This window comes from Streptomyces sp. HUAS MG56 (genome assembly GCF_058673395.1).
In genome coordinates this window covers 433,533-460,528 of record NZ_CM178722.1, presented here as the reverse complement: position 1 = coordinate 460,528, position 26,996 = coordinate 433,533, and the positions used below count along the sequence as shown (strand labels likewise).

The 26,996-nt window shown below is 69.5% G+C and carries 25 protein-coding genes and 3 pseudogenes; 23 read left to right on the top strand and 5 right to left on the bottom strand.

All coding sequences use genetic code 11. From position 1 onward, the window contains the following. The first annotated feature begins 28 nt into the window (after window positions 1-28). From AC4OXY_RS02300 to AC4OXY_RS02285, 4 genes are all read left to right on the top strand, one after another. Window positions 29-1,702 carry an extracellular solute-binding protein gene (locus tag AC4OXY_RS02300; RefSeq protein WP_356024999.1) on the top strand — a complete coding sequence of 558 codons (1,674 nt, stop codon included), beginning with the start codon at window positions 29-31 and terminating at the stop codon, window positions 1,700-1,702. Then, a complete protein-coding gene (locus tag AC4OXY_RS02295) occupies window positions 1,702-2,763 on the top strand; it encodes an ABC transporter permease (RefSeq protein WP_402066382.1) in 1,062 nt (353 codons plus the stop codon). Before AC4OXY_RS02300 ends, AC4OXY_RS02295 begins: the two co-directional genes overlap by 1 nt. Next, complete coding sequence (locus AC4OXY_RS02290) at window positions 2,760-3,686, top strand: carbohydrate ABC transporter permease (RefSeq protein WP_362823288.1); 927 nt, start codon at window positions 2,760-2,762, stop codon at window positions 3,684-3,686. Before AC4OXY_RS02295 ends, AC4OXY_RS02290 begins: the two co-directional genes overlap by 4 nt. Before the next feature lie 162 nt (window positions 3,687-3,848). After that, window positions 3,849-4,565: a glycoside hydrolase family 12 protein gene (locus tag AC4OXY_RS02285; RefSeq protein ID WP_491993004.1), complete on the top strand. Its 717-nt coding sequence runs from the start codon at window positions 3,849-3,851 to the stop codon at window positions 4,563-4,565. 7 nt (window positions 4,566-4,572) lie between these two features. Here the strand turns inward: AC4OXY_RS02285 and AC4OXY_RS02280 are convergent, their stop codons facing one another. Next, window positions 4,573-5,415 (bottom strand): enoyl-CoA hydratase/isomerase family protein, encoded by an 843-nt coding sequence (locus AC4OXY_RS02280; protein WP_362823286.1) that lies wholly within the window; start codon window positions 5,413-5,415, stop codon window positions 4,573-4,575. A gap of 106 nt (window positions 5,416-5,521) precedes the next feature. Here AC4OXY_RS02280 and AC4OXY_RS02275 point away from each other — a divergent pair, with 106 nt between their 5' ends. The 4 genes and pseudogenes from AC4OXY_RS02275 to AC4OXY_RS02260 all read left to right on the top strand — a co-directional run bounded on the left by AC4OXY_RS02275 (window position 5,522) and on the right by AC4OXY_RS02260 (window position 7,101). Next, window positions 5,522-5,914 carry a winged helix-turn-helix transcriptional regulator gene (locus tag AC4OXY_RS02275; RefSeq protein WP_362823285.1) on the top strand — a complete coding sequence of 131 codons (393 nt, stop codon included), beginning with the start codon at window positions 5,522-5,524 and terminating at the stop codon, window positions 5,912-5,914. Between the two features lie 38 nt (window positions 5,915-5,952). Then, window positions 5,953-6,084: pseudogene (locus tag AC4OXY_RS02270) on the top strand (IS5/IS1182 family transposase); the annotation flags it as partial. Window positions 6,085-6,157: 73 nt separating this feature from the next. Continuing rightward, window positions 6,158-6,343 (top strand): hypothetical protein, encoded by a 186-nt coding sequence (locus AC4OXY_RS02265; RefSeq protein ID WP_356024984.1) that lies wholly within the window; start codon window positions 6,158-6,160, stop codon window positions 6,341-6,343. Between the two features lie 374 nt (window positions 6,344-6,717). Then, the gene (locus AC4OXY_RS02260) at window positions 6,718-7,101 is read left to right on the top strand and encodes a hypothetical protein (protein ID WP_491993003.1); all 384 of its coding nucleotides are present in this window, start codon (window positions 6,718-6,720) and stop codon (window positions 7,099-7,101) included. A gap of 11 nt (window positions 7,102-7,112) precedes the next feature. Here AC4OXY_RS02260 and AC4OXY_RS02255 read toward each other — a convergent pair whose 3' ends face one another. From AC4OXY_RS02255 to AC4OXY_RS02245, 3 genes are all read right to left on the bottom strand, one after another. Then, window positions 7,113-8,159, bottom strand: a complete 1,047-nt coding sequence (locus AC4OXY_RS02255) for an RICIN domain-containing protein (RefSeq protein WP_491993002.1) — start codon at window positions 8,157-8,159, stop codon at window positions 7,113-7,115. Continuing rightward, window positions 8,156-8,605 carry a glycoside hydrolase N-terminal domain-containing protein gene (locus tag AC4OXY_RS02250; RefSeq protein WP_491993001.1) on the bottom strand — a complete coding sequence of 150 codons (450 nt, stop codon included), beginning with the start codon at window positions 8,603-8,605 and terminating at the stop codon, window positions 8,156-8,158. Before AC4OXY_RS02250 ends, AC4OXY_RS02255 begins: the two co-directional genes overlap by 4 nt. Before the next feature lie 134 nt (window positions 8,606-8,739). Further along, a complete protein-coding gene (locus AC4OXY_RS02245) occupies window positions 8,740-10,971 on the bottom strand; it encodes an alpha-L-fucosidase (RefSeq protein WP_362823282.1) in 2,232 nt (743 codons plus the stop codon). 432 nt (window positions 10,972-11,403) lie between these two features. On the opposite strand from AC4OXY_RS02245, the gene AC4OXY_RS02240 reads away from it, so the two are divergent. The 14 genes and pseudogenes from AC4OXY_RS02240 (at window position 11,404) to AC4OXY_RS02175 (ending at window position 24,928) form a co-directional block, all read left to right on the top strand. Next, entirely contained in the window at window positions 11,404-12,462 is a 1,059-nt protein-coding gene (locus AC4OXY_RS02240) for a sugar ABC transporter substrate-binding protein (RefSeq protein WP_356024973.1), read from the top strand. Between the two features lie 78 nt (window positions 12,463-12,540). Beyond that, entirely contained in the window at window positions 12,541-14,103 is a 1,563-nt protein-coding gene (locus AC4OXY_RS02235; protein WP_491993000.1) for a sugar ABC transporter ATP-binding protein, read from the top strand. A gap of 4 nt (window positions 14,104-14,107) precedes the next feature. Then, window positions 14,108-15,151: an ABC transporter permease gene (locus tag AC4OXY_RS02230; RefSeq protein ID WP_491994767.1), complete on the top strand. Its 1,044-nt coding sequence runs from the start codon at window positions 14,108-14,110 to the stop codon at window positions 15,149-15,151. Between the two features lie 96 nt (window positions 15,152-15,247). Further along, window positions 15,248-16,582 carry an L-fuconate dehydratase gene (locus AC4OXY_RS02225; RefSeq protein ID WP_491992999.1) on the top strand — a complete coding sequence of 445 codons (1,335 nt, stop codon included), beginning with the start codon at window positions 15,248-15,250 and terminating at the stop codon, window positions 16,580-16,582. Next, window positions 16,575-17,477, top strand: a complete 903-nt coding sequence (locus tag AC4OXY_RS02220; protein WP_491992998.1) for an amidohydrolase family protein — start codon at window positions 16,575-16,577, stop codon at window positions 17,475-17,477. The genes AC4OXY_RS02225 and AC4OXY_RS02220 overlap by 8 nt, the downstream gene beginning before the upstream one ends. After that, window positions 17,468-17,905, top strand: coding sequence for an RbsD/FucU domain-containing protein (locus AC4OXY_RS02215; RefSeq protein ID WP_356024961.1), 438 nt, complete (start codon window positions 17,468-17,470; stop codon window positions 17,903-17,905). Before AC4OXY_RS02220 ends, AC4OXY_RS02215 begins: the two co-directional genes overlap by 10 nt. Beyond that, window positions 17,902-18,945, top strand: a complete 1,044-nt coding sequence (locus tag AC4OXY_RS02210) for a zinc-dependent alcohol dehydrogenase (protein ID WP_356024959.1) — start codon at window positions 17,902-17,904, stop codon at window positions 18,943-18,945. The genes AC4OXY_RS02215 and AC4OXY_RS02210 overlap by 4 nt, the downstream gene beginning before the upstream one ends. Further along, window positions 18,942-19,703: an SDR family NAD(P)-dependent oxidoreductase gene (locus tag AC4OXY_RS02205; RefSeq protein WP_362823278.1), complete on the top strand. Its 762-nt coding sequence runs from the start codon at window positions 18,942-18,944 to the stop codon at window positions 19,701-19,703. Before AC4OXY_RS02210 ends, AC4OXY_RS02205 begins: the two co-directional genes overlap by 4 nt. Next, the gene (locus AC4OXY_RS02200; RefSeq protein WP_362823277.1) at window positions 19,700-20,332 is read left to right on the top strand and encodes a bifunctional 4-hydroxy-2-oxoglutarate aldolase/2-dehydro-3-deoxy-phosphogluconate aldolase; all 633 of its coding nucleotides are present in this window, start codon (window positions 19,700-19,702) and stop codon (window positions 20,330-20,332) included. The genes AC4OXY_RS02205 and AC4OXY_RS02200 overlap by 4 nt, the downstream gene beginning before the upstream one ends. Beyond that, on the top strand, window positions 20,329-21,366 hold the full coding sequence (locus AC4OXY_RS02195) for a sugar kinase (RefSeq protein ID WP_491992997.1): 1,038 nt from the start codon (window positions 20,329-20,331) through the stop codon (window positions 21,364-21,366). Before AC4OXY_RS02200 ends, AC4OXY_RS02195 begins: the two co-directional genes overlap by 4 nt. A 35-nt stretch (window positions 21,367-21,401) precedes the next feature. After that, window positions 21,402-22,442, top strand: a complete 1,041-nt coding sequence (locus AC4OXY_RS02190) for an aldo/keto reductase (RefSeq protein ID WP_491992996.1) — start codon at window positions 21,402-21,404, stop codon at window positions 22,440-22,442. After that, window positions 22,405-22,800: pseudogene (locus AC4OXY_RS02185) on the top strand (FadR/GntR family transcriptional regulator); the annotation flags it as partial. The gene AC4OXY_RS02190 and the pseudogene AC4OXY_RS02185, both read left to right, overlap by 38 nt. Before the next feature lie 637 nt (window positions 22,801-23,437). Next, window positions 23,438-24,223, top strand: coding sequence for an indole-3-glycerol phosphate synthase TrpC (gene trpC / locus AC4OXY_RS02180; RefSeq protein ID WP_356024946.1), 786 nt, complete (start codon window positions 23,438-23,440; stop codon window positions 24,221-24,223). A gap of 144 nt (window positions 24,224-24,367) precedes the next feature. Next, a complete protein-coding gene (locus tag AC4OXY_RS02175) occupies window positions 24,368-24,928 on the top strand; it encodes an MBL fold metallo-hydrolase (RefSeq protein ID WP_491992995.1) in 561 nt (186 codons plus the stop codon). Between the two features lie 265 nt (window positions 24,929-25,193). Here the strand turns inward: AC4OXY_RS02175 and AC4OXY_RS02170 are convergent. Further along, window positions 25,194-25,624, bottom strand: a pseudogene (locus AC4OXY_RS02170) (AraC family transcriptional regulator ligand-binding domain-containing protein); the annotation flags it as partial. 112 nt (window positions 25,625-25,736) lie between these two features. Here AC4OXY_RS02170 and AC4OXY_RS02165 point away from each other — a divergent pair. Continuing rightward, the gene (locus AC4OXY_RS02165) at window positions 25,737-26,993 is read left to right on the top strand and encodes an SLC13 family permease (RefSeq protein ID WP_376289676.1); all 1,257 of its coding nucleotides are present in this window, start codon (window positions 25,737-25,739) and stop codon (window positions 26,991-26,993) included. Window positions 26,994-26,996 lie beyond the last annotated feature (3 nt).

Sequence of the window (26,996 nt, the reverse complement as noted above, 5' to 3'; positions counted from 1 at the left end):
TCCAGGTGCGCCATGAAGGGTTGACGCAATGACGCCGAACGCCGCCTCCTCCGGACTGAGCCGGAGAAGCTTTCTCGCCTCCACGGCGGTCGCCACCGCAGCGGTGGCCGGGGGAATGCCGCTGCTCACCGCCTGCGGTGGCTCGGACAACGGGTCGCAAGGCGGCACCACGTCGGGCAAGGCCGCCGAAAAGCTGCTCCCGACTTACGTCGCCAGCGCGGTCGCCCAGCCGGACCTTCCGTCGAAGAACGGTTCGTCGGCCGGTTACACCCGCAAGGTCGACCTCGCGGCCCTCGCCACCTCGGTTCCGCACAAGCTCGGCACCGGCGCTCCCTTCACGATCATGTCCCCCCTCTGGGGCACCCCGCCGAAGACCGATTGCGCGTACTACAAGGCGGTCGACGCGGCGGCGGGCACCAAGGTCACCTGGCAGAACCAGGACGGCAACACCTACGCTCAGAAGCTCGGCGCCGTCCTCGCCTCCAGCTCCATACCCGACATGGTGGTCGTGCCCAGCTGGTTGCTGGTCGGCCAGATCCCGAACGCGGTGGCCTCGAAGTTCATGGACCTCGGCCCCTACCTGGCGGGCGACAAGGTCAAGAAGTACCCGAACCTGGCCGCGATCCCCTCCGACTCCTGGCGCATGTCCATCTTCGGCGGAGCGCTGCGCGGTATCCCGATGCCCACCGCCGCCGCGTCGTCCGTCGTGCCCTACTACCGCAAGGACATCTTCGACAAGAAGGGCTACACCGTACCCAAGTCGCCCGATGAGTTCCTCAGCTGGGCCAAGGACGCCACCAGCGCCAAGGCCAAGGTGTACGCCTGCGGGGACATGGCCTGGGTATCGGCGGGCATCTTCGGCGTCCGCCCCGCCGGGCCGCTCGGCTGGAACATCGGGGACGACGGCAAGCTGACCTACCGCATCGAGCAGCCCGAGTACCTTGAGGCCCTGGAGTGGACTCGCAAGCTGTTCGACGCCGGCGTGGTCCATCCCGACGACAAGGCGCGCACCGGCGACGCGGGCCAGCGGTTCACCTCCGGCCAGATCCTGGTCTGGGTCAGCGACTCCTCGGCCTGGTACGTCAAGACCGCCGAACAGGCGAAGGCCAATCCGGACTTCAAGATCGAGGGCATGGACTACTTCGGCGCCCACGGAGGCAACCCGCAGCTGTGGGCGTCCTCGCCCGCCAGCATCTGGTCGCTGATCCGCAAGGGCGCCTCCAAGGAGACCGTGGAGAACGCGCTGGCCGCGGCCAACTTCGCGGCAGCGCCCTACGGCACCAAGGAGCGCATGCTCGTCGACTACGGCGTCGAGGGCACCCACTACACGGTCAAGGACGGCGTCCCGGTCAAGAACGACCAGGGCAACGCCGAGGTGATCAACGCCTGGGTGATGCTGGCGTCCCCGGCCCCCTACTTCGCCCACCCCGACTTTCCCGATGTCGCCCGCAAGCAGGTCGAGTGGCAGCAGCGGATGGGTGCCTCCATGAAGAAGACGTCCACCTTCGGCATGAACATCGTCGAACCGACCCGCTACGCGAACCTCTCCAGCCAGTTCGAGCAGCTGGAGATCGACTTCGTGCGCGGCCACAAGCAGCTCTCCGATGTGCAGCAGGCCATCTCCACCTGGAAGTCTTCCGGTGGCGACAAGCTGCGCGACTGGTACAAGCAGCTCCTCGACAAGAACGGCAGCGGCAACTGATGTCCATGACGGCCGGTAGCAGGCCCGACGGGACCCGTCCCTCCGTGGCCGTCGAGGAACCGACGGGCGCGGTCGCCACCGCGGCGGCGAAGGACCGGGTGCCACGCAGGACGAGCAAGGCCGCAAAGGCGGGCAAGGTCCCGTGGCGGATCCGGCTGCGCCGCGACCGCGCGCTCATCCTGATGACCTTGCCCGTCATCGTCCTGATCCTGCTCTTCAACTACGTCCCCCTGCTCGGCAACGTCATCGCCTTCCAGGACTACGACCCGTACGTCTCCAGCAACGGCATCACGGCGATCTTCCACAGCCCCTGGGTGGGTGTGGAGCAGTTCTCGCGGATGCTCGACGACCCGCTGTTCTGGAGCGCGGTGAAGAACACCATCATGCTGTTCGTGCTCCAACTGGTGCTGTTCTTCCCGGTACCGATCGTCCTCGCGCTGGTCATCAACAGCGTGATCCGGCCCCGGGTGCGGGCCGTGGCACAGGCGATCATGTATCTGCCGCACTTCTTCTCGTGGGTCCTCGTGGTGACCGTGTTCCAGCAGATCCTCGGTGGCGCGGGCATCATCGCGCAGACCCTGGCGAAGCACGGGTGGAGCGGCTTCGACCTGATGACCAATGCGGACGTCTTCAAGTACCTGGTCATCGGGCAGGCCGTGTGGAAGGACGCCGGCTGGGGGATCATCGTCTTCCTCGCGGCCCTGTCCGCCGTCAGCACCGACCTGTACGAGGCCGCCGCCATGGACGGCGCGGGGCGCTGGCGCCGTATGTGGCATGTCACGCTGCCCGCACTGCGCCCGGTGATCGCGCTGCTGCTGGTCCTGCGGGTGGGCGACGCGCTGAGCGTCGGATTCGAGCAGTTCCTGCTCCAGCGGGACGCGGTCGGTACCAGGGCCGCCGAGGTCCTCGACACCTATGTGTGGAGCGTGGGAATCAAGTACGGCGACTTCAGCTACGCGGCCGCGGTCGGCCTGGTCAAGGGGGCCATCGGAGTGTGTCTCGTCCTGGGCGCGAACAAGGTCGCGCACCTGCTCGGCGAGCAGGGGGTGTACAAGAAATGAGCCTCAACACGCAGCTCATCCGCAGCCTCAAGGCTCCCGCCCGCCCCGTCTGGGAGGAGCCGCCGAGCAAAGCAGGAATCACCGCCAAGAGCGGCTTCCTCCTGTTGTGCTGCCTGGGGGTGCTCGGTCCGCTGTGGATCGTGATCGTCACCAGCCTCTCTCCCAAACCCGTGATCGACCGGGTCGGCGGCCTCGTGGTGATCCCCCAGGGCGTCACCTTCGTCAACTACACCGAACTGCTCGGCGGCGGCCAGGTCAGCCGGGCGATCATGGTGTCGGTCGGTGTCACGCTCTTCGGCACGCTGTTCTCGATGGCGGTGTCGGTGCTGGCGGCCTACGGCCTGTCGCGGCCGGGGAGTCTGGGCCACCGGTTCTTCCTGATGGCCATGATGGCGACGATGTTCTTCGGGGCCGGACTCATACCGACGTACCTTCTGGTGCAGACGCTGGGCCTCACCGACACCTATCTGTCGCTGGTGCTGCCGAGCGCGGTCAGTGTCTTCAACATCCTCGTCCTGCGGGCCTTCTTCATGGGGATCTCACCCGAACTCACCGAGTCCGCCCGCATCGACGGGGCCAGTGACCTGCGCATCCTGCTGACCATCATCATGCCGCTGTCGCGCGCGGTGCTGGCCGTCATCTCGCTGTTCTACGCGGTCGGATACTGGAGTGCCTGGTTCAACGCCTCCATCTACCTCTCCGACCAGAACATGATGCCGTTGCAGAACGTGCTCATCCAACTGGTCCAGAAGAACACCGAGGCGCCGACCGGCCTCCAGCAGCAGGTTCGCACCGGACAACTCTCCTCGCTGGGCCTGCAGATGGCTGTCATGGTCCTCGCGCTGATCCCCGTCGCGGTCGCCTCCCCCTTCGTCCAGCGGCACTTCAAGAAGGGCATGCTCACCGGAGCCATCAAGGGCTGAGACCCCCCGGCGACCCGCGCCGGTGACCGGCGAGGTGCCCGGCACCCACCAGGACTTCTTCTGGCGACGCGGCCGGTCCATCTCGTCGCCGGAGAGGGCCACGTCCTCAGCGAGGGGCGTGGTAGCAACCCCCACATTTCCCCCACCCATGGAAGGGACACCATGGTGAAAAGCAGGATAGGCAAGATAACCATGGCGGTGCTCGCGCCGGCGATGGCTCTCGGTGCCACCGTCGGCCTCGCCTCCGCCCCCGCTTCGGCCGCAGTCTGGAACTCCTGCGACCGGTGGGCCAGCACAAGCCTCGACGGTTACAGGCTCTACAACAACATCTGGGGCTCCGGTGCCGGCAGCCAGTGCATCTGGGCCAACTCCGGGACCAGCTGGGGTGTCTGGGCCGACCACCCCAACACCGGCGGCATCAAGTCCTACGCCGACTCGACGAAGACGATCAACAAGTCGATCGACACCCTCAGCTGGCTCACCAGCGACTACAACGTCAGCGTCCCGTCGTCCGGCGCGTACAACACGTCGTACGACATCTGGGACAGCGCCCACCAGTACGAGATCATGCTCTGGGTCAACCACACCGGATCCGTCGGCCCGATCGGCAGCTGGCAGGCCAACGTCACGCTCGGTGGCCACAACTGGGACGTCTACAAGGGCACCAACGGGTCGAACCAGGTGTTCTCGTTCGTGCGGACGTCCAACTCCGACTCCGGCACCGTGGACGTCAAGCCGGTCCTCAACTGGATCGCCTACACCAGGGGCTGGATGCCCGGCAACGCGGTCATCGGCGACGTGCAGTTCGGCTATGAGATCACCTCGTCGTCCGGCGGACTCAACTTCAACACCAACAACCTGTCCGTCAGCGGCGGCTGACCCGTCATCAAGGCCGAAAGCGCGCGACGCTGCGCATCAGTCCCTCAAGGTCGCGTTCGCCTGCCGGTGTTTGCGCCCCTTCCTGAAGGGCTCCGCTGATCAGGTGTTGAGCGGCCGGCAGGCTGAACGTAGAGGCCCAGGCGTCGTGCTCACGGAGGAGCCCTTCCTTGAGGTCATCGGCGGGCAGCGCGCGCTTGGCTGCTTCTATGACACCGTCGGGCAGCGCGGCGATATCGCGGGCGATACGGTCGACGTACTCGTCGAGCTCGTCGGCCGGCAGGGCCCGGTTGATCCAGCCGTAGGACGCTGCGGTCTCGGCATCGAACAAGTCGGCGGTGAGGACCACCTCCAGTGCGCGGTTGCGACCCACGCGGTCCCGGAGGTACTGCGTTCCGCCTCCGCCGGGGACGATGCCCATGAGTGCTTCGATCTGACCGAGTCCAGCGGTCTCGATGGCGGCGAATGCCATGTCCGCTGCGGCCACGAACTCCGCGCCGCCTCCGCGGGCCTTCCCGGCGAGCTTGACGATGGTCACCTGGGGCTGATGGCGGATCAGTTCACCGATCGCCTGGAACACGTTGACGTCCGTCGGCGCGGATGCGGCGAGTTCCTGGAGGACGTCCATCTCGTCCACGATGCGCATGTCCACGTGAGCGATGAAGAACTCCGGGTCGGCGCTCGAGAAGACGATCACGCGGACGGATGAGTCGTCCTTGAGGCCGGTCAGCACCGTCCGCAGCTCGCGCATCATCGTCGTTCCGAGTGCGTTCACCGGGGGATTGTCGAGGACGATCCGGGCGACGCCGTGTTCGCTGCTCACGCGCAGGGTCGAGCAGGCATCGTTCGTCATGTGGTTCTCCGTTGGTTACCGCTGGGCATGTAGGTTTGCCATGCATACCCACCGTCCGCGACGGCGCCCAGATGGTCAAGAACGCACTTTGGGAGCACCAAGGATCATGAAGGACACCGATCCGCACCACGTGGACGCCGAAACACGGACGGTTTTCCGGGCGGACTGCCCCAGCCGGCCGATCCTCGACCAGATAGCGGACAAGTGGTCGATGATGGTGATGGCGCTGCTTGAGCGGCCCACCCGGTTCAACGAGCTGAAGCGAGGTCTGGAGGGCGTGACGCAACGTGTCCTCACCCAGACACTGCGCCGTCTCGAACGCAACGGCATGATTCGGCGTACGGTGCTGCCGACCTCACCGGTCGGCGTCGAGTACTCGCTCACGCCCCTGGGCGAGTCCCTGCGCGAGCCGTTCGGGCACCTCTACGACTGGACCGTCGAGCACAGCGAGGAGATCCAGAGCAGCCAGCGGGCGTACGACACCAGGGCGGACGCCTGACCGCTGTTCGACGGTGGCAACGCGCAGGTCGCGATGGCGCGCCGGGACTGCTGAGGGTCCTGCGCGAGGCCGATGCGGACTTCGTCCTGGTCATCGGCACGCTCGCCGAATGCGACCCGGTCGGCGACGGACGGGCCGACTACTCCCGCAAGCACCGCCGGCAGGGGGTAGGACGTGCAGGGTCACCGATCGGCCTGCCCGCGATGGGATGGAGGCGCGGACCAAGGGCACAAGGAGTTCGGAATGAGCAGATCGAGGCGCGCGCCCCGCGAGATCATCACGCATGGTGAGGGCGGTCGGGTACCGGACCACGGCCCGGTTGAGGGTGTGCTCTGCCGCCGGGTCGGCAACGGCGCCCAGCGCGGGCGGACGGCGGCCCTCGGCCCGAAGAACGAGCGCACCTTGTCGAAGGCCGCGGCCGGTCTGTAGCGGCTGACCGGACTGTCCGGCCTTGGCATGGCCCGGCGCATCCGGCCCGGTCACGGTCGACTGCCGGGTGGTGCCAGGAGGCTCGCTCGCCTTCGAGGTGTCCGCCGGGCAGTCGGTGCCCCGGGACCGGCAGTTGGTCCTGCAGCCCCGCGACGAGAACATCGCCGCCACCGCGCAGATCCAGTTCGAACAGTCCGACACGTGCGGCGACGGCAGCGTACGGGTCGTCCTCGACGAGCGTCACCGGGACCTCGCCGAGGGCGACTGGGACGTGTTCCTGCGACGCACGGGCGGCAGCAGGTCGCACCCGGTCCGAGCGGGGCTCGTCGAGACGGCGCACCTCCTGGATCCCGCAGCCTGCGGCCCTCGGGCCGGTGGACGAGGCAGGGCGCACAAGGACAGCGCGGGCGTACCACCACCGCTTCCTGGCGCGGCTCCAGGGCAACGGCGGGAATGCCGTCGACACCCCTTGTTTCGTGGATCAGCACGCCGACTTCCGCACCACCCTGCCGGTCGATGTGGTGGCGGAACTCCAGCCCGGGGGAGAGGCGCTGTGGGACCTGCGTCCGAGCGCGTACGGCGGGCCGGAGATCCGCCTGGCGATGCTGGCCGGTGATGTAGTCGCCCCCCGGCATGTCAGCGTGTTTCCGGCCCTCCGGTGCGCGGGCCCCGGCGAAGGGCTGTCGCTGCGGCCCCAGCTGACACGTGATCACGACCTGGTGCTCAGAACCGCCGATACGGTGTTGGGCCGACCGTAGAGTGGCGACAGTCAGAGGGCGAGCAGCCGCCACTGCTGGTTGGTTCCGTCACCGACAGGCCACTGGATCACCGTGGCGCCGTTGTCCGCCGATCCGCCCTCGACGTCCGCGCACAGGCCGTTGCGGACGTTGACGAGCCGCACGTGTCCACCGCCCGCGTCGACGACCGTCCAGTGCTGGTTGTCGCTGTTGCCGTCCGGCCACTGGATGAGCTGGGCGCCCTGTCCGGAGCCCCCGGGGCTGTCGACGACCTTGCCGCTGTGGCGGGCGACGAGGCGGAAGGAGCCGTCGGCGTCGGGCTGGAGCCGCCACTGCTGGTTCTCGCTGCCGGACCAGCCCCACTGGACGAGGCCGGCGCCGTCGGCGGTAGTGCCGCTGGTGACGTCGAGCACCTTGCCGCTGCGCCGGTTTTCGAGCCGGAAGAAGCCGCTGAGCAGGGAGACGGTGATGTCGGTGCGCTGCCCGGCGGTCAGGGAGACCTTCCTGGCGTGGGTGCCGAGGGAGGAGGCTGTGACGGTCGCGGTCGTGGCCACGGAGGTCATGCCGCGGCGGCTGATCAGCGTGACGTCCTGGTCGACGTCGGAGGTGACGGACAGGGTGGCGGTCCGGGCGTTCAGGTCCCAGGCGAAGCTGTGAATCCGGATCCGGCCGCGGGCCCGGACCCCCGTGATCGTGCCCTTCGGCAGCTGGTCGGGCAGCGTGGGGAGGATCTCCAGCACTCCCGGCCGGCTGTAGACCAGGGCCTCTGCCAGCACGCCGGGGACGGCGTTCGCGGCGTCGGCGTTGTAGATGTCGAGGTTCGGGTTGTGCGAGGTCATCAGCGACTTGAAGACCATGTTGTTGCCGAGGATCTTCCGCAGGGTGCCGTAGACCTGTCCGCCGTCCTTCAACCGGGCCCAGGCCAGTGCCCGGTGCAGGCTGCCATGTGCCGAGATGTTCTGGTCGCCGCGCAGCTCAAGGGCCCGCTTCGCCGGGCGGACCAGGGAAGGCGCGTCCTCGGGGTTGATCTCATGCAGCGGCCAGGCGCCGACCCGTGCGTAGTCGTTGACCGTGGTCATGCCGGGTGTGTCGATGTGCAGTTCGTACGCGGGGTGGTAGGCCTGCGTCCAGCGCAGCGACCAGCCCGCGGCGAAGTCCCGGTTGGCCCCCGCGTAGTCACCCGCGAGGGCCTTTTCGCGTGCGCCTCCAGGCGGCCGGAGATCACCGGCGGGTTCACGTCACGGGTGCCGTTCGGGAGCACCAGCCGGTGATGGTTGAAGACCACCTTCTCCAGGGCGGGAGCGCCGTGCAGCACGGCCCCGAATTCGCCGTTTCCGGTGAGGAAGCCGTCGGTCCAGGTGGAGGCCGGGGACGTGTCGTGGATGCCGCGCTCGGGGAGGGTGATCTGCGGGGGGACGGCCGCCAGCGCCCTGCCCGAGAGCGGGCCGCCGGGCAGGGCCGATGCTCCCGCGGTCAGCGCGGCCGCGGTGAGGAACCGTCTGCGGTCGATGGAGCTGTCCGTCAAGGGGACTCCTGTGTCCGGTCGGCGGGGCGTGGTCGTGGGGGAGGCGAGCGGTGACCCGTCGTCGTGGTGACCCACCGCCGCCCGGCCGACTTGGAACGGAATCCGGGCGGCGGCGGGGGCCGCGGGAAAAAGGATCAGACGGCCGTGAAGGACCACAGCAGGTTGGTGCTGCTGCCGGACGCCCACTGCTTGGTGACGGAGCCAGAGTCGACCTCGCCACCGCCGTCGAGCACCAGGCCGGTGGTGCGGTTGGCGATCGAATAGAGGTCGCCGCCCCGGTGGGTGAGCTTCCACTGCTGGTTGGTACCGCCGTTCCAGGGAGCCTGGCGGGCCGGAGAGCCGTTGTCGGTGGCGCCCCAGCCGTCGGCGACCATGCCGTTCGTCCGGTTGACCAGCCGGTAGTAGCCGCCGCCGACCGCCTCCGCCTGCCACTGCAGGTTGGAGCTGCCGTTCCACGTCCACTGCTTGAGGTCGGACCCGGAGGCCACGCCGCCCCCGCTGTCCAGGGCGAGTCCGTCGGTGGCGTTGGTGAGCCGGAAGTACGCCGCAGGGTTGAACTGGACCCTCAGCGAGGCGATCCGGTCGTTGTTGCCGGTGACCCGCAGGTCGGGGTTCTCGGTGGTGAACGTCCAGGAGGTGCCGGTGAAGTCGTCCCCGGAGTAGCCGATGACCTGGTAGCCGGGGGCCGGCCGGAGGGAGGAGATGCTGCCCGCGCCCAGCCCGGCCGAGGTGAGGTCGGCCGTGGTGTAGTCGCCGACGGTGAGTACGGCCGAGTTGCCGCTGTAGTCGACGTCCGTGGAGGCGAGGGTGCCCGCGAGCGGCCGCAGGCCCGGGATCGTGCCGGAGAAGGCGAGCTTCAGGACGTAGGCGTTGGCGTTGTACGGGGCCGAGGACGGCAGGGTGACCGTGAGGCCGGACGAGTTCTGGGCCGGCGTGGGCAGGTCGATGTAGGTGCCGGCGGTGGTGCCGAGGAGCTTCACCGAAGTCAGCGACGAGAGGTTGATCCGGTCCGGGCTGAGCGTCTTGATCGTCAGTGAGCTGCCCGGCCAGCCGAGGACGGTGGCGTACAGGACGGTGCCTGCCTTGTCGCGGGTGAAGCGGATGTCCTGCGGCGTGCCGGCGTGCGGGGTGGTGAAGGCGCCGCCGCCCATCTTCGTCGGGCCCTCGCCGTACGCCGTCCAGGCGCGGGTCGAGTACACCGACTCGCCGAAGCGCTTCAGGTGGTCTCCGATACCGAGCAGGATGTCCTTCTGCGCCTGGGGGATGGTGCCGTCGGCCATCGGCGCGATGTTCAGCAGCATGTTGCCGTTCTTGCTGACCCGGTCGATGAACGAGTGCAGCATCTGCTGGATGGTGTAGTAGCCGATGCCCTGGGTGTAGCACCAGCTGCTGCTGGAGATGCTGTCGTCGGTCAGCCAGTACGGGGAGGTCAGGTCTCCCGGACCGCCGCGCTCGTAGTCGAAGACCTCGCCCTTGCCGTTCATGCCGTCCTTGTAGGTGGCGACGACCTCACGGCCCCAGCTGTTGGCCTGGTTGTAGTAGTACGCCAGGAAGTTCAGGCGCTGTGTCTCGTCCACGGCGTCCAGCTTGAAGTCCTGCCACAGGATGTCGGGCTGGCTGCGGTCGATGACCTCCTTGAGCTTGTCGAACCAGAGCTGGTTCTCCGCGGCCGGGCCCAGTTGTCCGTAGAGCTTCTTGAGGCTGGGGTCCGTCTGGGCGGGGACGAACTCGTAGAAGCCGTTGAAGTGGTACGCGTGGTGCATGGCCACCAGCAGCTTGAGGCCCTTGGCGCGGATGGCCGTGGAGAAGAGCCGCAGCAGGTCGAGCCCCGGGCCCTTCTTCACCGAGTTCCACTCGTTGACCTGGCTGTCCCACATGGAGAAGCCGTCATGGTGCTCGGCGACCGGGCCGGCGAACCTGGCGCCGGCGTCGACGAACAACTGCACCCACTCGTCGGGGTCGAACTTCCCGCCCGCCGACTTCAGTTTCGGCGCGAACTTCACGAAGTCGCCCGCCAGGTCCTTTGCCCCGTTGATGAAGTCGTGGTACGGCCATGCCGATGGCTGGCCGTAGGTCGCGATGTGGTGCTGGTTGGCGTTGCTGCCCGCCTGGTACATGTTGCGCGGGTACCACTCGTTGTCGTAGGCGGGGACGCTGAAGACGCCCCAGTGGAAGTAGATCCCGAACTTCGCGTCCCGGAACCACTCCGGGGCCGGCGGGTGCTGGTCGACCGAGCTCCAGTCGGGCGTATACGTGCTGGGTGCGGCCCGGGCGATGCCGGCATCGAACACGCCTCCGGCAACGGCCGCCGCGGCGACGCAGGTGGCACCGGCCAGGAAGTGGCGTCTGTTGATCGAACTCGACATGGAGACATCCCTGGTGCAGAGGGGGCAGAGGAGTGCAGGGCGCCGCTTGTTACGCATGAAGGTCGGCCATGTCTCCCTGGGATGTCAACCGGTGTGCAGGGATGAAAAGCGACGATCGGTCAGAGAGTTGGCTTTATTTGGTGCCGGTCTGATGCGGTTTGCGACTGACCAGACATGGAATGTCTGTCAGGGCTACATGGCTGATCTGGATCAGTCAAACGCGGGGATTGATGGGATGGGTCTTGCCCCCTTGGTGCCGAGGTTGAAATCTCGGATGGGCTGTGAGCTGACATTTTGATACTCATTCGATCGTGGGGTAGACAGGGTGGCGAGGGCGCGCCTATAAACATCCCATCTCTTTCGGCACGGCGATACGCAGATGTCGTCGAGGCGAAACATCTCCCGCTACGGGACCGGCGCGAGGAAGCACCGATGAGAGTCAGAACCGCCCTCTGTTCAGCCGTCTCCGTCCTGTCCGCCCTGACGTTGCTCAGCGCCTGCAGCAGTGGCTCCGGCACCGGGGCCGGCGGCGCGCCGCTGGTCGGCGTCGACTACCCGCGCTCCGACACCGACTTCTGGAACTCCTACATCAAGTACACGCCCCAGTACGGCAAGCAGCTTGGCCTGGACCTGAAGACGACCAACTCGCAGAACGACGTCGCCAAACTCACCGCCAACGCACAGACGTTCATCAGTCAGGGCGTCAAGGGTCTCGCGATGGCCCCGCAGGACACCGCCGCCATCGCGCCCACCCTCGCGCAGCTGGAGGCGAAGAAGATCCCCGTCGTCACGGTCGACACCCGCCCCGACACCGGCAAGGTCTACATGGTCGTACGCGCCGACAACCGCGCCTACGGCGAGAAGGCCTGCCAGTACCTCGGCGCGAAGCTCGGCGGCAAGGGCAAGGTCGTCATGCTGGAGGGCGACCTCTCTTCCATCAACGGCCGCGACCGCACCGAGGCGTTCAACAACTGCATGAAGAAGAACTACCCGGACATCAAGGTGTTCGGCGAGGCCACCAACTGGGACGGCGCGGTCGCCGCCCAGAAGCTGCAGACCGACCTGACGGCCAACCCGGACATCAAGGGCGTCTACATGGAGGCCAGCTTCGCGCTGTCCGGCACGCTCCAAGTCCTGAAGCAGAAAGGCCTGTTGGTGGGTCCGAAGGACACGAAGCACGTGTTCGTCGTGTCCAACGACGGCATCCCCGAGGAGCTCAAGTCCATCGCCGCGGGCAAGATCGACGCCACGGTCTCGCAGCCGGCCGACCTCTACGCCAAGTACGCCTTGTACTACGTCAAGGCCGCGATCGACGGGAAGACGTTCAAGCCCGGCAAGACCGACCACGACAGCACCATCATCCAGGTCCGCGACGGCGTACTCGAGGACCAGCTCGCCGCCCCGCTCGTCACCGCCGACGGAGGCACCTACGGCGGCGTGCCCAGCGTCAAGAGCGACGACAAGGCGCTGTGGGGCAACAACCTCGGCTGATTCCTCTGACTTCTCATCGGGACGCATCGGTGATTCCACATCAGTGACGCAACGGCGCACGAGGACAAGGAGGTTGAGATGAGCGACGGGGAGCGAGCAGTCACCCCCGCGCCCGCCCAGGGGGACGGCGGGCGGTCCCCCTCGGGCCCGCCCGTCGTCGAGGCGACGGGCATAGTCAAACGATTCGGTCCGACGGTGGCCCTGAACGGCGCCCGGATCACCGTCCGGCCCGGCGAGACCCACGCGCTGGTCGGCCGCAACGGAGCCGGCAAGTCGACCCTGGTGTCGGTCCTCACCGGCCTTCAGGCCCCCGACGAGGGAAGGGTGACCTTCGGCGGCGAGCCGGCCCCCCGGCCCAGCGACCGTGACGCCTGGAGGCAACGCGTGGCCTGCGTCTACCAGAAGTCGACGATCATCCCCGCACTGACCGTCGCCGAGAACCTCTTCCTGAACCGGCACGACCACGGACAGAGCCGGCTCATCAGCTGGCAGGCCACCCGTCGCCGCGCGCAGGACCTGCTGTCGACCTGGTCGGTGGACGTCGACCCGCAGACTCCGGCCGGTGATCTGAGCGTCGAGCAGCGGCAGTTCGTCGAGATCGCCCGCGCGCTGTCCTTCGGGGCCCGGTTCATCATCCTCGACGAGCCGACCGCCCAACTCGACGGGGCGGCCATCAACCGCCTCTTCGGCCGCGTCCGCGACCTGCAACGCCAGGGCGTGACCTTCCTGTTCATCAGCCACCATCTCCAGGAGATCTACGAGATCTGCGACATGGTGACGGTGTTCCGCGACGCCCGGCACATCGTGACCGCACCCGTCGCGGACCTTCCCCGCGCCGACCTCGTCGCCGCCATGACCGGCGAGGCGGCGGCCGACCGGCGCGAGGAACGCACGAGAGTCCTCGCCCACGCTGCCACGGCCGCACTGAGCGTCCGCGCTCTGCGGGGCGACGTCTACGACGACGTCAGCTTCCAGATCGCGGCCGGCGAGATCGTCGGCCTCGCGGGTGCCGCCGGCAGCGGTCGTACCGAGGTCGCCGAGACCGTCGTAGGACTTCGGGCGGCAGCGGCGGGTGAGGTGGAGATCGCCGGGAGGCGGCCCCGGCCGGGAAGCGTGCCCGCCGCGCTCGCCGCAGGTGCCGGGTTCGTCCCCCAGGACCGGCACCACCAGGGCTTCGTTCCCGACATGTCGATCGCGGACAACGCCACCCTGTCCGTTCCCCGCCGGCTCGGCCAGGGCGGGTTCCTCAGCCGCAGCCGCCGCGACCGGCTCGCCGAGGGCCTGATCGAGAACCTCGCGATCAAGACTCCCGGTCCCGAACTGCCGGTCTCCGCACTCTCCGGAGGCAACCAGCAGAAGGTCGTCATGGCCCGCGCCCTCGCCGACGACCCCCGGTTGTTGGTCCTGATCAACCCGACCGCGGGCGTGGACGTGCGCTCCAAGGAGTTCCTCCTCGGCAAGGTCGAGGAGACCGCGGCCACCGGCACCGGAGTGCTCATCGCCTCCGACGAACTCGACGACCTGCACATGTGCGACCGGGTCCTGGTGATGTTCCAGGGCCGTGTGACCTCGGAGATCGCCCGCGGCTGGCACGACCACGACCTCGTGGCCGCGATGGAAGGAGTGGACCTGCATGCCTGATGCGATGCCTGAAACCGTCCTCGCGGACACCGCCGCCGCCAAGGGCACGGAGCCGGTGCCCAGGCGGACCGCGCTGCTCGGTGGCCGGATACCCCTGGCCCGGCTGCGCGACCTCGCGCTCGTCCCGGCCATCGTGGTCATCGCGATCGTCGGCCAGGTCGTCAACCCGGTCTTCCTGCAGGCCGACAACCTCCTCAACGTCCTTCAGACCATGTCCGAGATGGCCCTGCTGGTCCTCGCCCAGACGATGATCCTGATCGTCAAGAAGATGGACCTGTCGCTGGAGTCCACCATGGGCCTCGCCCCCGGCGTCGCGGCCTGGCTGGTCGTGCCGGTCGGCGCGGGCCACGGACTCGGACTGCTCCCCGGCGCGTGGTCCGTTCCTGTCACCCTGGCCGTGGGCGCGCTCGTCGGCGTGATCAACGCCCTGCTGATCATCCGCTTCGGCCTCAACGGCTTCATCGTCACCCTCGGCATGCTGATCGTCCTGCGCGGCGTCCTCACCGGCATCTCCGGCGGCCAGACCTTCTTCCAGCTGCCGCAGTCGATGCTCTACCTCGGCACCGCCGAATGGTTCGGGATGCCCGCGTCCATCTGGGTATGCCTGGTGCTGTTCGCCGTCGCGATCGTGGTGCTCGGCTGGACCAGCTTCGGCCGCTCGCTGTACGCCATCGGCGGCAACGTCGACGCCGCGAAGGCGGCCGGCATCCGTACCGACCGGGTGCTGTGGATCGTCATCGTCACCGGCAGCGTCCTCGCCGCCCTCGCCGGACTGATGCTCTCCGGACGCCTGGCCTCCGTCGCCTCGGCACAGGGCAACGGCTACATCTTCACCGTCTTCGCCGCCGCCGTCATCGGAGGGATCAGCCTGAACGGCGGCAAGGGCACCATGTTCGGGGCGTTCAGCGGCATCCTGCTGCTCTTCATGATCCAGAACGTGCTCACGCTGGCCGGCGTCCCCGCCCAGTGGATCGGTGCCCTCAACGGCCTGATCATCCTGGTCGCCCTGACCATCTCGCGCATCACCGGCGGCAAGGTCCAGGAGTGAGCCCGGCGGCCGTCCAGGCCGCCCGGCACCCTCCACCACACCCCCGTCTCGCCGCAAGGGGCCGTATCGCCCCCGCACCTCACAGGAGTCGCCGCCATGTCATCCGCCCTGTCCGCTTCCGCGTCCGCTGCCCGTATCACCGCCCTGGACGTGCTGGACGTGCGGTTCCCGACGTCAGAGCACCTCGACGGGTCGGACGCGATGAACCCCGAACCCGACTACTCCGCCGCCTACGTCGTCCTGCGCACCGACGCCGGCGACGGCCTGGAGGGCCATGCCCTGGCCTTCACCACCGGCCGCGGCAACGACGTCCAGGCCGCAGCCATCGCCGCCCTCGCCCCACACGTGGTGGGCCTGTCGGTCGACGAAGTCTGCGCCGACCTCGGCACGTTCTCCCGCTCCCTCGTCCACGACCCGCAACTGCGCTGGCTGGGCCCGGAGAAGGGGGCCATCCACATGGCCACCGGCGCGGTCGTCAACGCCGCCTGGGACCTGGCCGCCAAGAGGGCCGGCAAGCCCGTGTGGCGCTTCCTCGGCGAGATGTCACCCGAGGACCTGGTCGCGCAGGTCGACTTCCGCTGGCTGTCCGACGCCCTCACCCCCGATGAGGCACTTGAGATCCTGCGCCGCGCCGAGCCCGGCCGCGAACAGCGCATCGGCCGCCTGCTCGACCAGGGCTACCCCGCCTACACCACCACCCCCGGCTGGCTCGGCTACTCCGACGAGAAGCTGGCCTGCCTGGCCCGCGAGGCCGTCGCCGACGGCTTCACCCAGATCAAGCTGAAGGTCGGCGCGGACCTGGAGGACGACATCCGGCGCATGCGCACCGCGCGCGAGACGGTCGGCGACTCCATCCGCATCGCGGTCGACGCCAACCAGAGATGGGACGTCCAGGCCGCGATCGACTGGATGAGCGCCCTGGCCCCCTACCAGCCGTACTGGATCGAGGAGCCCACCTCACCGGACGACATCCTCGGCCACGCCGCCGTGCGCAAGTCCGTCAGCCCCATCAAGGTCGCCACCGGCGAGCACATCGCCAACCGCGTCGTCTTCAAGCAGCTCCTCCAGGCCGGCGCGGTGGACATCGTGCAGATCGACTCCGCGCGGGTCGGCGGCGTCAACGAGAACATCGCGATCCTGCTGCTCGCCGCGAAGTTCGGCGTCCCGGTCTGCCCGCACGCGGGTGGCGTGGGCCTGTGCGAGATGGTGCAGCACCTGTCGATGTTCGACTACGTAGCGGTCTCCGGCACGACCGAGGACCGTGTCATCGAGTACGTCGACCACCTGCACGAGCACTTCGTCGACCCGGTGCGCATCGTCGACGGCCACTACCTCGCGCCGACACTGCCCGGGCTGAGCGCACAGATGCACCCCGAGTCCCTCAAGGAGTACGCCTACCCCGACGGCCCCGTCTGGACCGCTCGTGTCTGAAGCCCAGGCCCTCGTCGACGCCCACCACCACATCTGGGACCTGGACGTCCGGCCGCAACCCTGGCTGGACGAGCCCGCGCACGAGCCGATCCGCCGCAGCTTCAGCTCGCACGCCTTGCGATCGTCCGCGACCCGGCCGATCGCCGGACGACGACTGACGAGCACGGTGGTCGTCCAGTGCATCGCGTCCGTTCCCGAGACCCGCGACCTCCTCGCCCTGGCCGACAGCGACCCGCTGATCAGTGCCGTGGTCGGCTGGGCGGACCTGACGTCCCCCACGATCGGCGACGTGCTCGACGACCTGCGCACCGGGCACGGGGGCCGGTACCTGCGGGCCCTACGCCACCTCGTGCAGGGCGAGTCCGATCCACACTGGCTCCAACGACCCGATGTGGAAAGGGGGTTGGCAGCGGTCGGGGAGCGCGGGCTCGGATACGACGTGCTGATCCGCAGCCACCAGCTCCCGCAGGCGATCCGTCTCGCGGAACGCCTCCCCGAGCTGCCGCTCGTCCTGGACCACGCCGGCAAGCCGCCGCTCGCCAGGCAGGATCTCACCGACTGGACCCGGCTGGTGCGCGCACTGGCCAGGCATCCCCAGGTCCGCTGCAAGGTGTCGGGTCTGATCACAGAGGCCGACCACGAGAAGTGGACCATCGACGACATCCGCCCCGTGTGGGACGTGCTGCTCTCCGCCTTCGGTCCCGACCGGCTGATGTTCGGCTCCGACTGGCCGGTCTGCCTCCTCGCCGGCGGATGGAACCGCTGGGCCGCAACCGTCGGGGAACTCCTGGACGGCTGCTCCGGCACCGAGATCCACGCGGTGCTGGCCGGCACCGCGACCGCCTTCTACCACCTGCCCCCTGCCCCCACGAAGGAGGGCACACCGTGCTCCTGACGGAACTGCTGCATCCCGGGATCCTCGAATCCCTGGCCGGAGCCGGGCACGGATCACGTGTCCTGCTCGCGGACGGCCACTACCCCGCGAGCACCGCCACCGGCGAGCGCGCCCGGACCGTCCACCTCAACCTGGCGCCCGGCCTGCTCGACGTCACCACCGTGCTCGACGTCCTGCTGCGCGCCCTGCCTGTCGAGGCGGCCCACGTCATGGTGCCGCCCGAGGGCGAACCGGAACCGCCCGCCATCGCCGAGTACCGCGCGATGCTGGCGCCCCTCCCGGTCGACACGCTTGGCCGCTTCGAGTTCTACGACGCCGCCCGCTCGCCCGACCTGGCGCTGGCGATCGTCACCGCCGACACCCGTACCTACGCCAACCTGCTGCTGACCATCGGCGTACGCGCTGAAGGGACCCTGACGACACGATGACTCTCGCCGTCCGTTACACATCCGCCCGCACCCTGGACACGGCTTCCGCGATCGGTGCGCCACCCGGTCCCGGTGAGGTGGAGCTGGCTCCCGCCTACGTCGGTATCTGCGGTACCGATCTGCACATCTTCCACGGCGACATGGACGCCCGGGTCCAGACGCCCGCCGTTCTGGGGCACGAGATGTCCGGCCGGGTCGTGCGGGTCGGGACGGGCGTGGAAGGCTGGCGGGCCGGTGACGCGGTCACCGTGATGCCGCTGCGCTGGGACGGCACCTGCCCGGCCTGCCGCGCCGGACATCAGCACATCTGCCAGCACCTGGACTTCATCGGCATCGACTCCCCGGGCGCGATGCAGCAGCGCTGGACGGTGCCCGCCTCCACGCTGATCCGGCTTCCGGACTCCCTCGCCCTGGACCGGGCCGCGCTCGTCGAGCCGACGGCGGTGGCCGTGCACGACGTGGGCCGGGCGAAGGTCGCCGAGGGCGAGAAGGCCGTGGTGGTCGGTGGCGGGCCGGTCGGAGTGCTGATCGCGCTGGTCGCACGGGCCGCGGGTGCCGAGGTGCGGGTGGTGGAGCCGAGCGCCCACCGTCGGCTGCTGGCAAAGGAGTTGGGGCTGACCGTCTGGGACCCGGCCGCGGACGGCATCGGCGCCCTGGCCGGAGAGTGGACGCAGGACGCGGGCGCGGATGTCGCCTTCGAGGTGTCCGGCGCGGCGGGCGGCGTGGACACGGCCGTCGACGTGCTGGGCGTACGCGGCCGTCTCTGCCTCGTCGCCATCCACCCCCGCCCCCGCGAGGTGAACCTGCACCGCTTCTTCTGGCGCGAACTCACCCTGGTGGGCGCCCGGTTGTACGACCGTGGCGACTTCGAGCGCGCGGTGACCCTGGTCGCGGACGGCACGATCCCGGCCGAGCGCCTCATCAGCAAGGTCGTCCCCCTCACGCAGGCGCCGGCCGCGTTCGAGGCCCTGGAGGGCGGCGGTGACGTGATGAAGATCCTCGTGGACTGCACCGACGACACCGAGGGAGCGGCCGCATGACCGCCTTCGACCTCACCGGGAGGCTCGCTGTCGTCACCGGGGCCCGGCGCGGTATCGGCAGGGCCATGGCCCGCGCGCTGGCCGGGGCCGGAGCGGACGTCATCGGGGTGAGCGCCGCGCTGGAGGAGTCCGGCAGTGCGGTGGAGAAGGACGTGCACGCCGCGGGCCGTTCCTTCGAGGCGATCCGGACCGACTTCGCCGACCCCGCCGCCGTACGAGCCCTGGGCGCGGACCTCGCTGGACGCGAGCGTCCGGTGGACATCCTGGTCAACAACGCGGGCACGATCCGTCGTGCTCCGGCTGCCGAACACACTGACACCGACTGGGAGTTGGTGCTGCAGGTCAACCTCAACGCGCAGTTCGCGCTGACCCGGGCGGTCGGCGGCGCGATGGTGGCCCGCGGCGAAGGGAAGGTCATCTTCACGGCGTCGCTGCTGAGTTTCCAGGGCGGCATCACCGTGCCCGGATACACGGCCGCCAAGCACGGCATCGCCGGTCTGACCAAGGCCCTGGCCAACGAGTGGGCCCCGCACGGGGTGAACGTCAACGCCCTCGCGCCCGGCTACATCGCCACCGACAACACCCAGGCCCTGCAGGACGACCCGGTGCGCAGCAGGGCGATCCTGGACCGGATCCCGGCCGGCCGCTGGGGTGACGCCGACGACCTGGCCGGCGCCACGGTGTTCCTCGCCTCGGACGCCGCCGCCTACATCCACGGCGTCGTCCTGCCCGTCGACGGCGGGTGGCTCGGCCGATGAGCGGCCCCGACCCGGCCACCACACTGGCCGGGGCCCGTCTCCTGCCCGTACTGACCGTGCCGTCCGCGGCCGGCGCAGGCCCACTCGCCGACGCGCTCACCGCGGGCGGGGCACGGTGTGCCGAGGTCACCTTCCGCACACCGGACGCCGAGCAGGTGCTCAAGACGATGGCCGCGCATGGCGGGCTCACCGTCGGCGCCGGCACGGTTCGCACGCCCGAGCAGGCGGAGCGGGCGGTGGCGGCCGGGGCCCGCTTCGTGGTGTGTCCCGGCTTCGACGAGGAGGTCGTCGCGAAGTGCCGCGAGCTGGGAGTGCCCGTGGTGCCCGGTATCGCCACGGCCACCGAGCTGATGCACGCCCTGAAGGCGGGCCTCGACACCGTCAAGCTCTTCCCCGCCGAGCCGCTCGGCGGCCTGCGGACGCTGCGGGCGCTCGCGGCGCCCTTCCCCGGGACGCGCTTCGTGCCGACCGGCGGGATCGACGCCTCCCGCCTGGCGGCCTACCTCGCCGACCCGGCGGTCCTCGCGGTCGGCGGCAGCTGGATGGCCAGGGCCGCCCACCTGGAGCGAGGCGACTACGAGGAGATCCGCCGACTGACCGCCGAGGCGGTGGAGAGGAGCACGACGTGATCGACGTGGTGGCCCTCGGCGAGGTGATGCTGCGCTTCGACCCGGGCGAGGGACGGATCCGCACCGCCCGCTCCTTCCAGGTCTGGGAGGGCGGCGGCGAGTACAACGTGGTACGCGGACTGCGCCGCTGCTTCGGGCTGCGCACAGCCGTCGTGACCGCCCTCGCCGACAACGAGGTGGGCCGGCTCGTCGAGGACCTGATCCTCCAGGGCGGCGTCGACACCTCGCTGATCCGCTGGGTGCCCGACGACGGCATCGGCCGCACCGCCCGCAACGGCCTCAACTTCGTCGAACGCGGCTACGGTATCCGCGGCGCGCTGGGCGTCAGCGACCGCGCGCACACCGCCGTCTCCCAGCTGCGCAAGGGTGACGTCAACTGGGACGCGGTGTTCTCGTCCGGCGTGCGCTGGTTCCACACCGGCGGCATCTTCGCGGGCTTGTCCGACACCACGGTGGACGTCGCCGACGAGGCCATGGCCGCGGCCCGCCGCCACGGTGTCACCGTCTCCTACGACCCCAACCACCGCCCCAGCCTCTGGGCCGGCCGGGGCGGCGCCGACGCCGCCCGCGAGGCCGACCTGCGGCTCGCCCGGCACGCCGACGTCGTGGTGGGCGCCCTGGGCCTGGCCGGGACGTACCCGGGACAGGCGCGCATCGAGGGCGACGAACTGGCGGACGCCATCGCCGAGGTGGCCGACCTGCTGCCCGCGGCGAGAGTACTGGCGACGACCCTGCGCGGCGTACCGTCGGCCGGAGTCAACGACTGGTCCTCGGCCGCCTGGTCCGCCGAAACCGGCTTCATCCACGGCCCCCGGATGCCCGGCCTGCACGTCCTGGACCGCATCGGCTCCGGCGACGCCTTCGCCGCCGGGCTGATCCACGGACTGCTCGACGACGCCGGCCTGGAGCGGGCCCTGGCCTACGGCACCGCCCACGGCGCGCTCACCATGACCACGCCCGGAGACGTCTCCATGGCCTCGCTCGCCGAGGTCGAGGCGCTCATCGCGGGCGGGTCGCCCCACGTCAGACGTTGACCGGCGCCCCGTCGCCCGTATCCCAGGAGCACGTCTTGCACCAGCGTAAGATCCAGAACACGTCCGTCTCACTCACCGAGCTCGGCTTCGGGGCATCCGTGATCGGCAACCTCTACCGCGTCACCCCGGCCGACGACGCGACCGCCGCCGTGGATGCCGCCTGGGAGGCAGGCCTGCGGTATTTCGACACGGCACCGCACTACGGCCTCGGCCTCTCCGAGCGCCGCCTGGGCGCCGCCCTGCGAGGTCGCCCGCGCGACGAGTACGTCATCTCCTCCAAGGTGGGCAGGTTGCTGGTGCCCAACGAGGAGCCACGCGGCGTCGACACCGAGGGCTTCGTCGTACGGGACGACCTGCGCCGGCAGTGGGACTTCAGCCGCGACGGCGTACTCCGCTCTATCGAGGACACACTGGAGCGCACCGGCCTGGACCGGCTGGACATCGTCTACCTGCACGATCCGGACGACCACTGGCCGCAGGCCGCCCTGGAGGCCATGCCCACGCTCGCCGAACTGCGGGACCAGGGTGTGATCGGAGCGATCGGCGCCGGCATGAACCAGTCGGCGATGCTCGCCCGCTTCCTGCGCGAGACGGCCGCCGACGTGGTGATGCTCGCCGGCCGCTACACGCTCCTGGACCAGTCGGCGCTGGACGACGTCCTGCCCGCCGCGCGGGAACTCGGCAAGAGCGTGGTGGCGGTGGGCGTGTTCAACTCGGGACTGCTCTCCCGTGACCGGCCCGCCGAGGGCATGAAGTACGACTATCAGGACGCCCCGCCGGCTCTGGTCGCCCGCGCTCGGGCGATCGCCGAGGTCTGCGAGGCGCACGGGACCAGCCTGCCCGCCGCCGCGATCGCCTTCCCGTACACGCATCCCAGTATCGTCAACGTCACCCTCGGCATGCGGACTCCGGCACAGGTCGGACGAAACGTGGAACTCCATGGTCAGCGCGTCCCGGAGGGCCTCTGGGACGATCTGCGCGCGCAGGGGCTGATCAGGCCGGACGTCCCCGCGGGGCACAGTGGGGGAGGGATGTGCGATGTCTCTGACGGACAAGGCCATCGAGCAGATCCGTGAGCTGATCCGGACCGGCGCGCTGCCTCCGGGCTTCGAAACTCCCACCAGGGGCGGACCTGGCCGCGCAGCTGGGCCCGTCCCACAACCTTGCCCGCGAAGCGGTCAAGGTACTGGCAGTGGCGCGGGTCCTGGAGGTCAGGCGCGGCGACGGCAGGTATGTGACCAGCCTGCAGCCGAGTCTGCTCTTGGAGGGGCTCGGCGGTGCGGTGGAACTGCTGCAGGGCGACTCGCTCGCCCTGCAGGCCCTCATGGAGGTACGGCGGCTCCTCGAACCGATGGCCACGGCCCTTGCCGCGACGCGGATCACCGATGGCAACTGGCTGAGGTGGGGCGGCACTTGGACGTCATGCGTGACTCTCCCCTCGGGCGAACCCCTCCCCTTCGGGACGGCAGCGGGGAAGTGACGTGCGGGCGCCGGGACGGCTCGGGGTGGGTTGTCGGTGTGCCGGATACCGATGCCTGTCGCGTCTTGTCGGCACGCGCGGAGTACGCGCCCCCGCTCTGGTGCTCTCCAACCCGACGGGATCCGGTAACGGATCATCGCGACCGAACTGCGTGGGCGGCGGAGTTCGTCATGTGTACCCCAGCGCCCTGTCACGGCTTGCGGTTAAGGCGTTAATCACTCAACGTGCCGGGCGACGGCAGCCGGGACGGGCCGCCGGGTGAGGAGCGAGCAGATGCCAGATGCCTTCGACGGCGCCTCTGAAGGGCCCGTGCGCGGCCCGCTGCACCGACGGACGCTCCTTGCATCGGCGGCCGTCCGACCCCCGGTGGGCAGGGAAACAGGCATACGCCCTCGCTTCGGCCTGCCCGTATTGCCACTTCACAGGTCATCCGCGAGAAGTTCAACTTCCGCGCCCCGTGGCAAGCCGGTACGCAAGCCATGATCAATCCCAAATAAGCTTCTTCGAGCACGACGTGGATGTGGGTGATGCACGGCCTCACCCAGGCCGGGGGACGTCCGAAGCCGCAGACGATTCGACAGGGAGATGACGATGAGCGTTCTGGACGGGATCCTTGAGGGAGTTCGCCAGGACTTGGAAGAGCGTAAGCATGCGACGCCGTTGGCGGAGCTGCGCTCCCGGGCTGCGGACGCGGCACCCGCGCTCGACCCGCTGCCCGGTTTCCGGGCGCCTGGGGTGTCCGTCATCGCCGAGGTGAAGCGAAAGAGCCCCAGCAAGGGGGCGCTGGCGGACATCCCCGACCCCGCCTCCCTCGCGGCCCAGTACGCGGCGGGCGGTGCCGCTGCGATCAGCGTGCTCACCGAGCGCAGGCGTTTCGGCGGCTCTCTCGCCGATCTGGACGCCGTACGTGCCCGGGTCGACGTGCCCGTCCTGCGCAAGGATTTCATCGTCGACCCCTATCAGCTGTGGGAGGCCCGCGCGCACGGCGCCGATCTTGCGCTTCTCATGGTCGTGTCGCTTGACGACGGTCAGCTCACCGATCTGATGGGGCTGTGCAAGGAGTTGGGTCTCACGCCGCTGGTGGAGGCGCACACGGCCGACGAAGTGCGGCGCGCCGTCGCTGCGGGAGCCGAGCTCCTCGGCATCAACGCGCGGGACCTGACCACGCTGGACGTGGATCGCAATGTGTTCGCCGAGCTCGTGACGGCCATTCCGGAAGGCACCGTCAAGGTCGCGGAATCCGGAGTGACGGGCCCCAAGGATGTGGCGGAGTACCGCGGCTGGGGAGCCGACGTGGTGCTGGTCGGCGAGGCACTGGTCCGCTCGGGGGACCCGCGCACTGCCGTAAGCGAGTTCATCGAGGCGGCCGGGGCGTAACGGCGTGCGGCTCGGTCAGCGGCACGCCTGGAAACGCCCACCGGGATAGGAGACCGATCCGGCTCCACCTCCAGCTCCGGGTGCGGTGGAGGCCGGGGTCGCCCTCAGCCGTTCGCACCTACCCATCATCCGAGGAGCCACCTCATGACCGCTGCCTTCCACGTCCTGACCACCGGTTACGCCGACACGCGGGTAGCCGGCACCGTCACCCTGCTCGTCGACGGCGAGACGGTCGCGGTCGTCGATCCCGGGATGGTCGCGGACCGCCGACTCATCCTGGACCCGCTCGCGGACCACGGACTGAACCCCGAAGACGTCACCGACGTGATCTTCAGCCACCACCCGGACCACACGCTGAACGCGGCCCTGTTCCCCCAGGCCCGCTTCCACGACCACATGGCGATCTACCAGAACGACATCTGGGAGGACCGCGATGCTGACGGATACCGGCTGTCGCCGTCGATCACGCTCATGACGACCCCCGGCCACACCGCCGAGGACGTCAGCACCCTGGTCACGGCCACCGAGGGCCTGGTGGTCCTGACCCATCTGTGGTGGACCGCCGAGGGGCCTGCCGACGACCCCTTCGCGCCCGACCGCGAGCAGCTGCGGGCGGCCAGGGAGAAGGTCCTGGCCCTCGGCCCGGCACTGATCGTGCCGGGACACGGGGCACCGTTCGTGCCGTCGGAGTCGACGCCCCTCTAGCCTGCGCCGCACCTTCGCCGCCCAGCCGTTGACCATCGGCCGACGCCGTCCCGCCCTCCTCCTTCCCGCACTGGTATCGACCCAGGGTGGACCAAGGGGGAGGGCGTATCCGTAACGGGCCTATTGCCGGTCTGCCGCGACTCCGATGCCGACCGCTGTGCGCGAGCACGAGCGCGAACCAGGCCTGGCGCGGGGCGGGGCACCGTGATGCGCCGTCCCATCATCCCGGTCGGGCTGGTGCTTGCGTACCAGAACGGCCTGCTGTCGCGACCGCCGGATCGAGGGCGGGATCGGGCAGTGCGGCCCGCAGCACGTAGCCGGCCTCCTCCTGTCCCGCCGACCACACCACCATTGCCCCGGACAGGTACTGGAAGCGCACGCCCGTCTCGATGGCCTCCCGCAGCGTCTCCGCGGTCATCTGGGCGAACCCCAGGAGGCCTCAGGAGGTCAGGTGTTGCGCGGCACCCACCCGCAGGCCCAGGTGAGCGTCACCGGTGAGCTCCAGCGCACGCCGGACCACAGCACCGCCCTGACGGTAGGAGACCCGCAGCTCCGCCGAGCCCATCATCGTCTCGTCCAGCAAACGTTCGGCGGGGTGGTCGCCGAGGTGCTGCGGCTGGTTCCCGGCGACTGCGCAGGGGCGGGACCGTAGACATGGCGTTCCTTGTGACCGGGCGTTGCTCGCTGCGCGCACAGTAGAAGTGGTCCGACGCCATCCGCGGGGAAGTCCGCTGCTGTTCGCTGCCCAGCAGGCGGCCCCGCCGGTGCCAGGTCGCGCGGGCGGTCGCGGGCAGGGGAAGATCAAGTGGTGAACTCATCTGTGGCGGAGGCCGTCTCCGTCGTTCTGCTGCTGGCGGTGCTGGCGTGCGCCGTCGTTCGCCCGTTCGGGTGGCCGGAGGCGGTGGTCGCCGTCCCGGCTGCGGGCGTGGTGATCGCCACCGGGGCGCTCTCGCTGGGGCACGCCCGTGAGGAGGCCGAGCGGCTCGGGCCGGTGATCGGGTTCCTCGCGGCCGTCCTGGTCCTTGCCCAGCTGTGTGACGACGAGGGACTGTTCCACGCGTGCGGAGCGTGGATGGCCGGTAGTGCGGCGGGGAGCCCGCGCCGCCTTCTGGTGCAGGTGTTCGCAGCCGCGTCGGTGATCACCGCGGTGCTCAGCCTGGACGCCACGATCGTGTTGCTGACGCCGGTGGTGTTCGCCACCGCCGCCCGGCTCGGCGCCCGGCCGAAACCGCACGTCTACGCCTGCACCCACCTGTCGAACACCGCGTCGCTGCTGCTGCCGGTCTCCAACCTCACCAACCTGCTCGCGTTCGCCGCCAGCGGGCTGAGCTTCACGCGCTTCGCGGCCCTGATGGCCTTGCCCTGGCTGGTGGCCATCGCCACCGAGTACGTGGTCTTCCGCCGGTTCTTCGCCACCGACCTGGACGCGGGCGCTCAGGCCCCGCGCACCGCCGGGCAACGCGAACTGCCGGTGTTCGCCCTGGTCACAGTGGCCGCCACGTTGGCCGGGTTCGTCCTCACCTCCATGGTGGACGTCAACCCCGCGTGGGCGGCCTTCGCCGGCGCCCTCGTGCTCGCCGTGCGGGCTCTGGCCCAGCGCCGTACCACGCCCGCCGCCATCGTGCGGGCCGCTGCGGTGCCGTTCCTCGCCTTCGTCCTGGCCCTGGGACTGGTGGTCCGCGCGGTCGTCGACAACGGGCTGGCGGCGGGGCTGGGACACCTGATCCCGGGCGGCACCGGACTGGCGGCGTTGTTCGGCATCGCAGCCCTGGCCGCGGTGCTGGCCAACCTCATCAACAACCTGCCCGCCGTGCTGGTGCTGCTGCCGCTGACCGCCCCGTCCGGTCCGGGCGCGGTCCTGGCAGTCCTGCTCGGGGTGAACATCGGCCCGAACCTCACCTACGCCGGCTCCCTGGCCACGCTGCTGTGGCGGCGCATCGTGCACGAACACGACAGCGACGTCGAACTCGGCGAGTTCACCCGGCTCGGTGTGTTCACCGTGCCTGCCGCCCTGGGACTGTCAGTGGTGGCACTGTGGACCTCGCTCACCCTCATCGGAGGCTGACCG

Excerpts from the sequence above, each read along its gene's own strand:
- AC4OXY_RS02210 (WP_356024959.1), top strand. The coding sequence starts at position 17,902 with ATGACTCTCGCCGTCCGTTACACATCCGCCCGCACCCTGGACACGGCT.
- AC4OXY_RS02295 (WP_402066382.1), top strand. The coding sequence starts at position 1,702 with ATGTCCATGACGGCCGGTAGCAGGCCCGACGGGACCCGTCCCTCCGTG.
- AC4OXY_RS02255 (WP_491993002.1), bottom strand. The coding sequence starts at position 8,159 with ATGACCACGGTCAACGACTACGCACGGGTCGGCGCCTGGCCGCTGCAT.
- AC4OXY_RS02275 (WP_362823285.1), top strand. The coding sequence starts at position 5,522 with ATGAAGGACACCGATCCGCACCACGTGGACGCCGAAACACGGACGGTT.
- AC4OXY_RS02240 (WP_356024973.1), top strand. The coding sequence starts at position 11,404 with ATGAGAGTCAGAACCGCCCTCTGTTCAGCCGTCTCCGTCCTGTCCGCC.
- AC4OXY_RS02200 (WP_362823277.1), top strand. The coding sequence starts at position 19,700 with ATGAGCGGCCCCGACCCGGCCACCACACTGGCCGGGGCCCGTCTCCTG.
- AC4OXY_RS02245 (WP_362823282.1), bottom strand. The coding sequence starts at position 10,971 with ATGTCGAGTTCGATCAACAGACGCCACTTCCTGGCCGGTGCCACCTGC.
- AC4OXY_RS02285 (WP_491993004.1), top strand. The coding sequence starts at position 3,849 with ATGGTGAAAAGCAGGATAGGCAAGATAACCATGGCGGTGCTCGCGCCG.
- AC4OXY_RS02235 (WP_491993000.1), top strand. The coding sequence starts at position 12,541 with ATGAGCGACGGGGAGCGAGCAGTCACCCCCGCGCCCGCCCAGGGGGAC.
- AC4OXY_RS02300 (WP_356024999.1), top strand. The coding sequence starts at position 29 with ATGACGCCGAACGCCGCCTCCTCCGGACTGAGCCGGAGAAGCTTTCTC.
- AC4OXY_RS02225 (WP_491992999.1), top strand. The coding sequence starts at position 15,248 with ATGTCATCCGCCCTGTCCGCTTCCGCGTCCGCTGCCCGTATCACCGCC.
- AC4OXY_RS02265 (WP_356024984.1), top strand. The coding sequence starts at position 6,158 with ATGAGCAGATCGAGGCGCGCGCCCCGCGAGATCATCACGCATGGTGAG.
- AC4OXY_RS02280 (WP_362823286.1), bottom strand. The coding sequence starts at position 5,415 with ATGACGAACGATGCCTGCTCGACCCTGCGCGTGAGCAGCGAACACGGC.
- AC4OXY_RS02175 (WP_491992995.1), top strand. The coding sequence starts at position 24,368 with ATGACCGCTGCCTTCCACGTCCTGACCACCGGTTACGCCGACACGCGG.
- AC4OXY_RS02290 (WP_362823288.1), top strand. The coding sequence starts at position 2,760 with ATGAGCCTCAACACGCAGCTCATCCGCAGCCTCAAGGCTCCCGCCCGC.
- AC4OXY_RS02230 (WP_491994767.1), top strand. The coding sequence starts at position 14,108 with ATGCCTGAAACCGTCCTCGCGGACACCGCCGCCGCCAAGGGCACGGAG.
- trpC (WP_356024946.1), top strand. The coding sequence starts at position 23,438 with ATGAGCGTTCTGGACGGGATCCTTGAGGGAGTTCGCCAGGACTTGGAA.
- AC4OXY_RS02205 (WP_362823278.1), top strand. The coding sequence starts at position 18,942 with ATGACCGCCTTCGACCTCACCGGGAGGCTCGCTGTCGTCACCGGGGCC.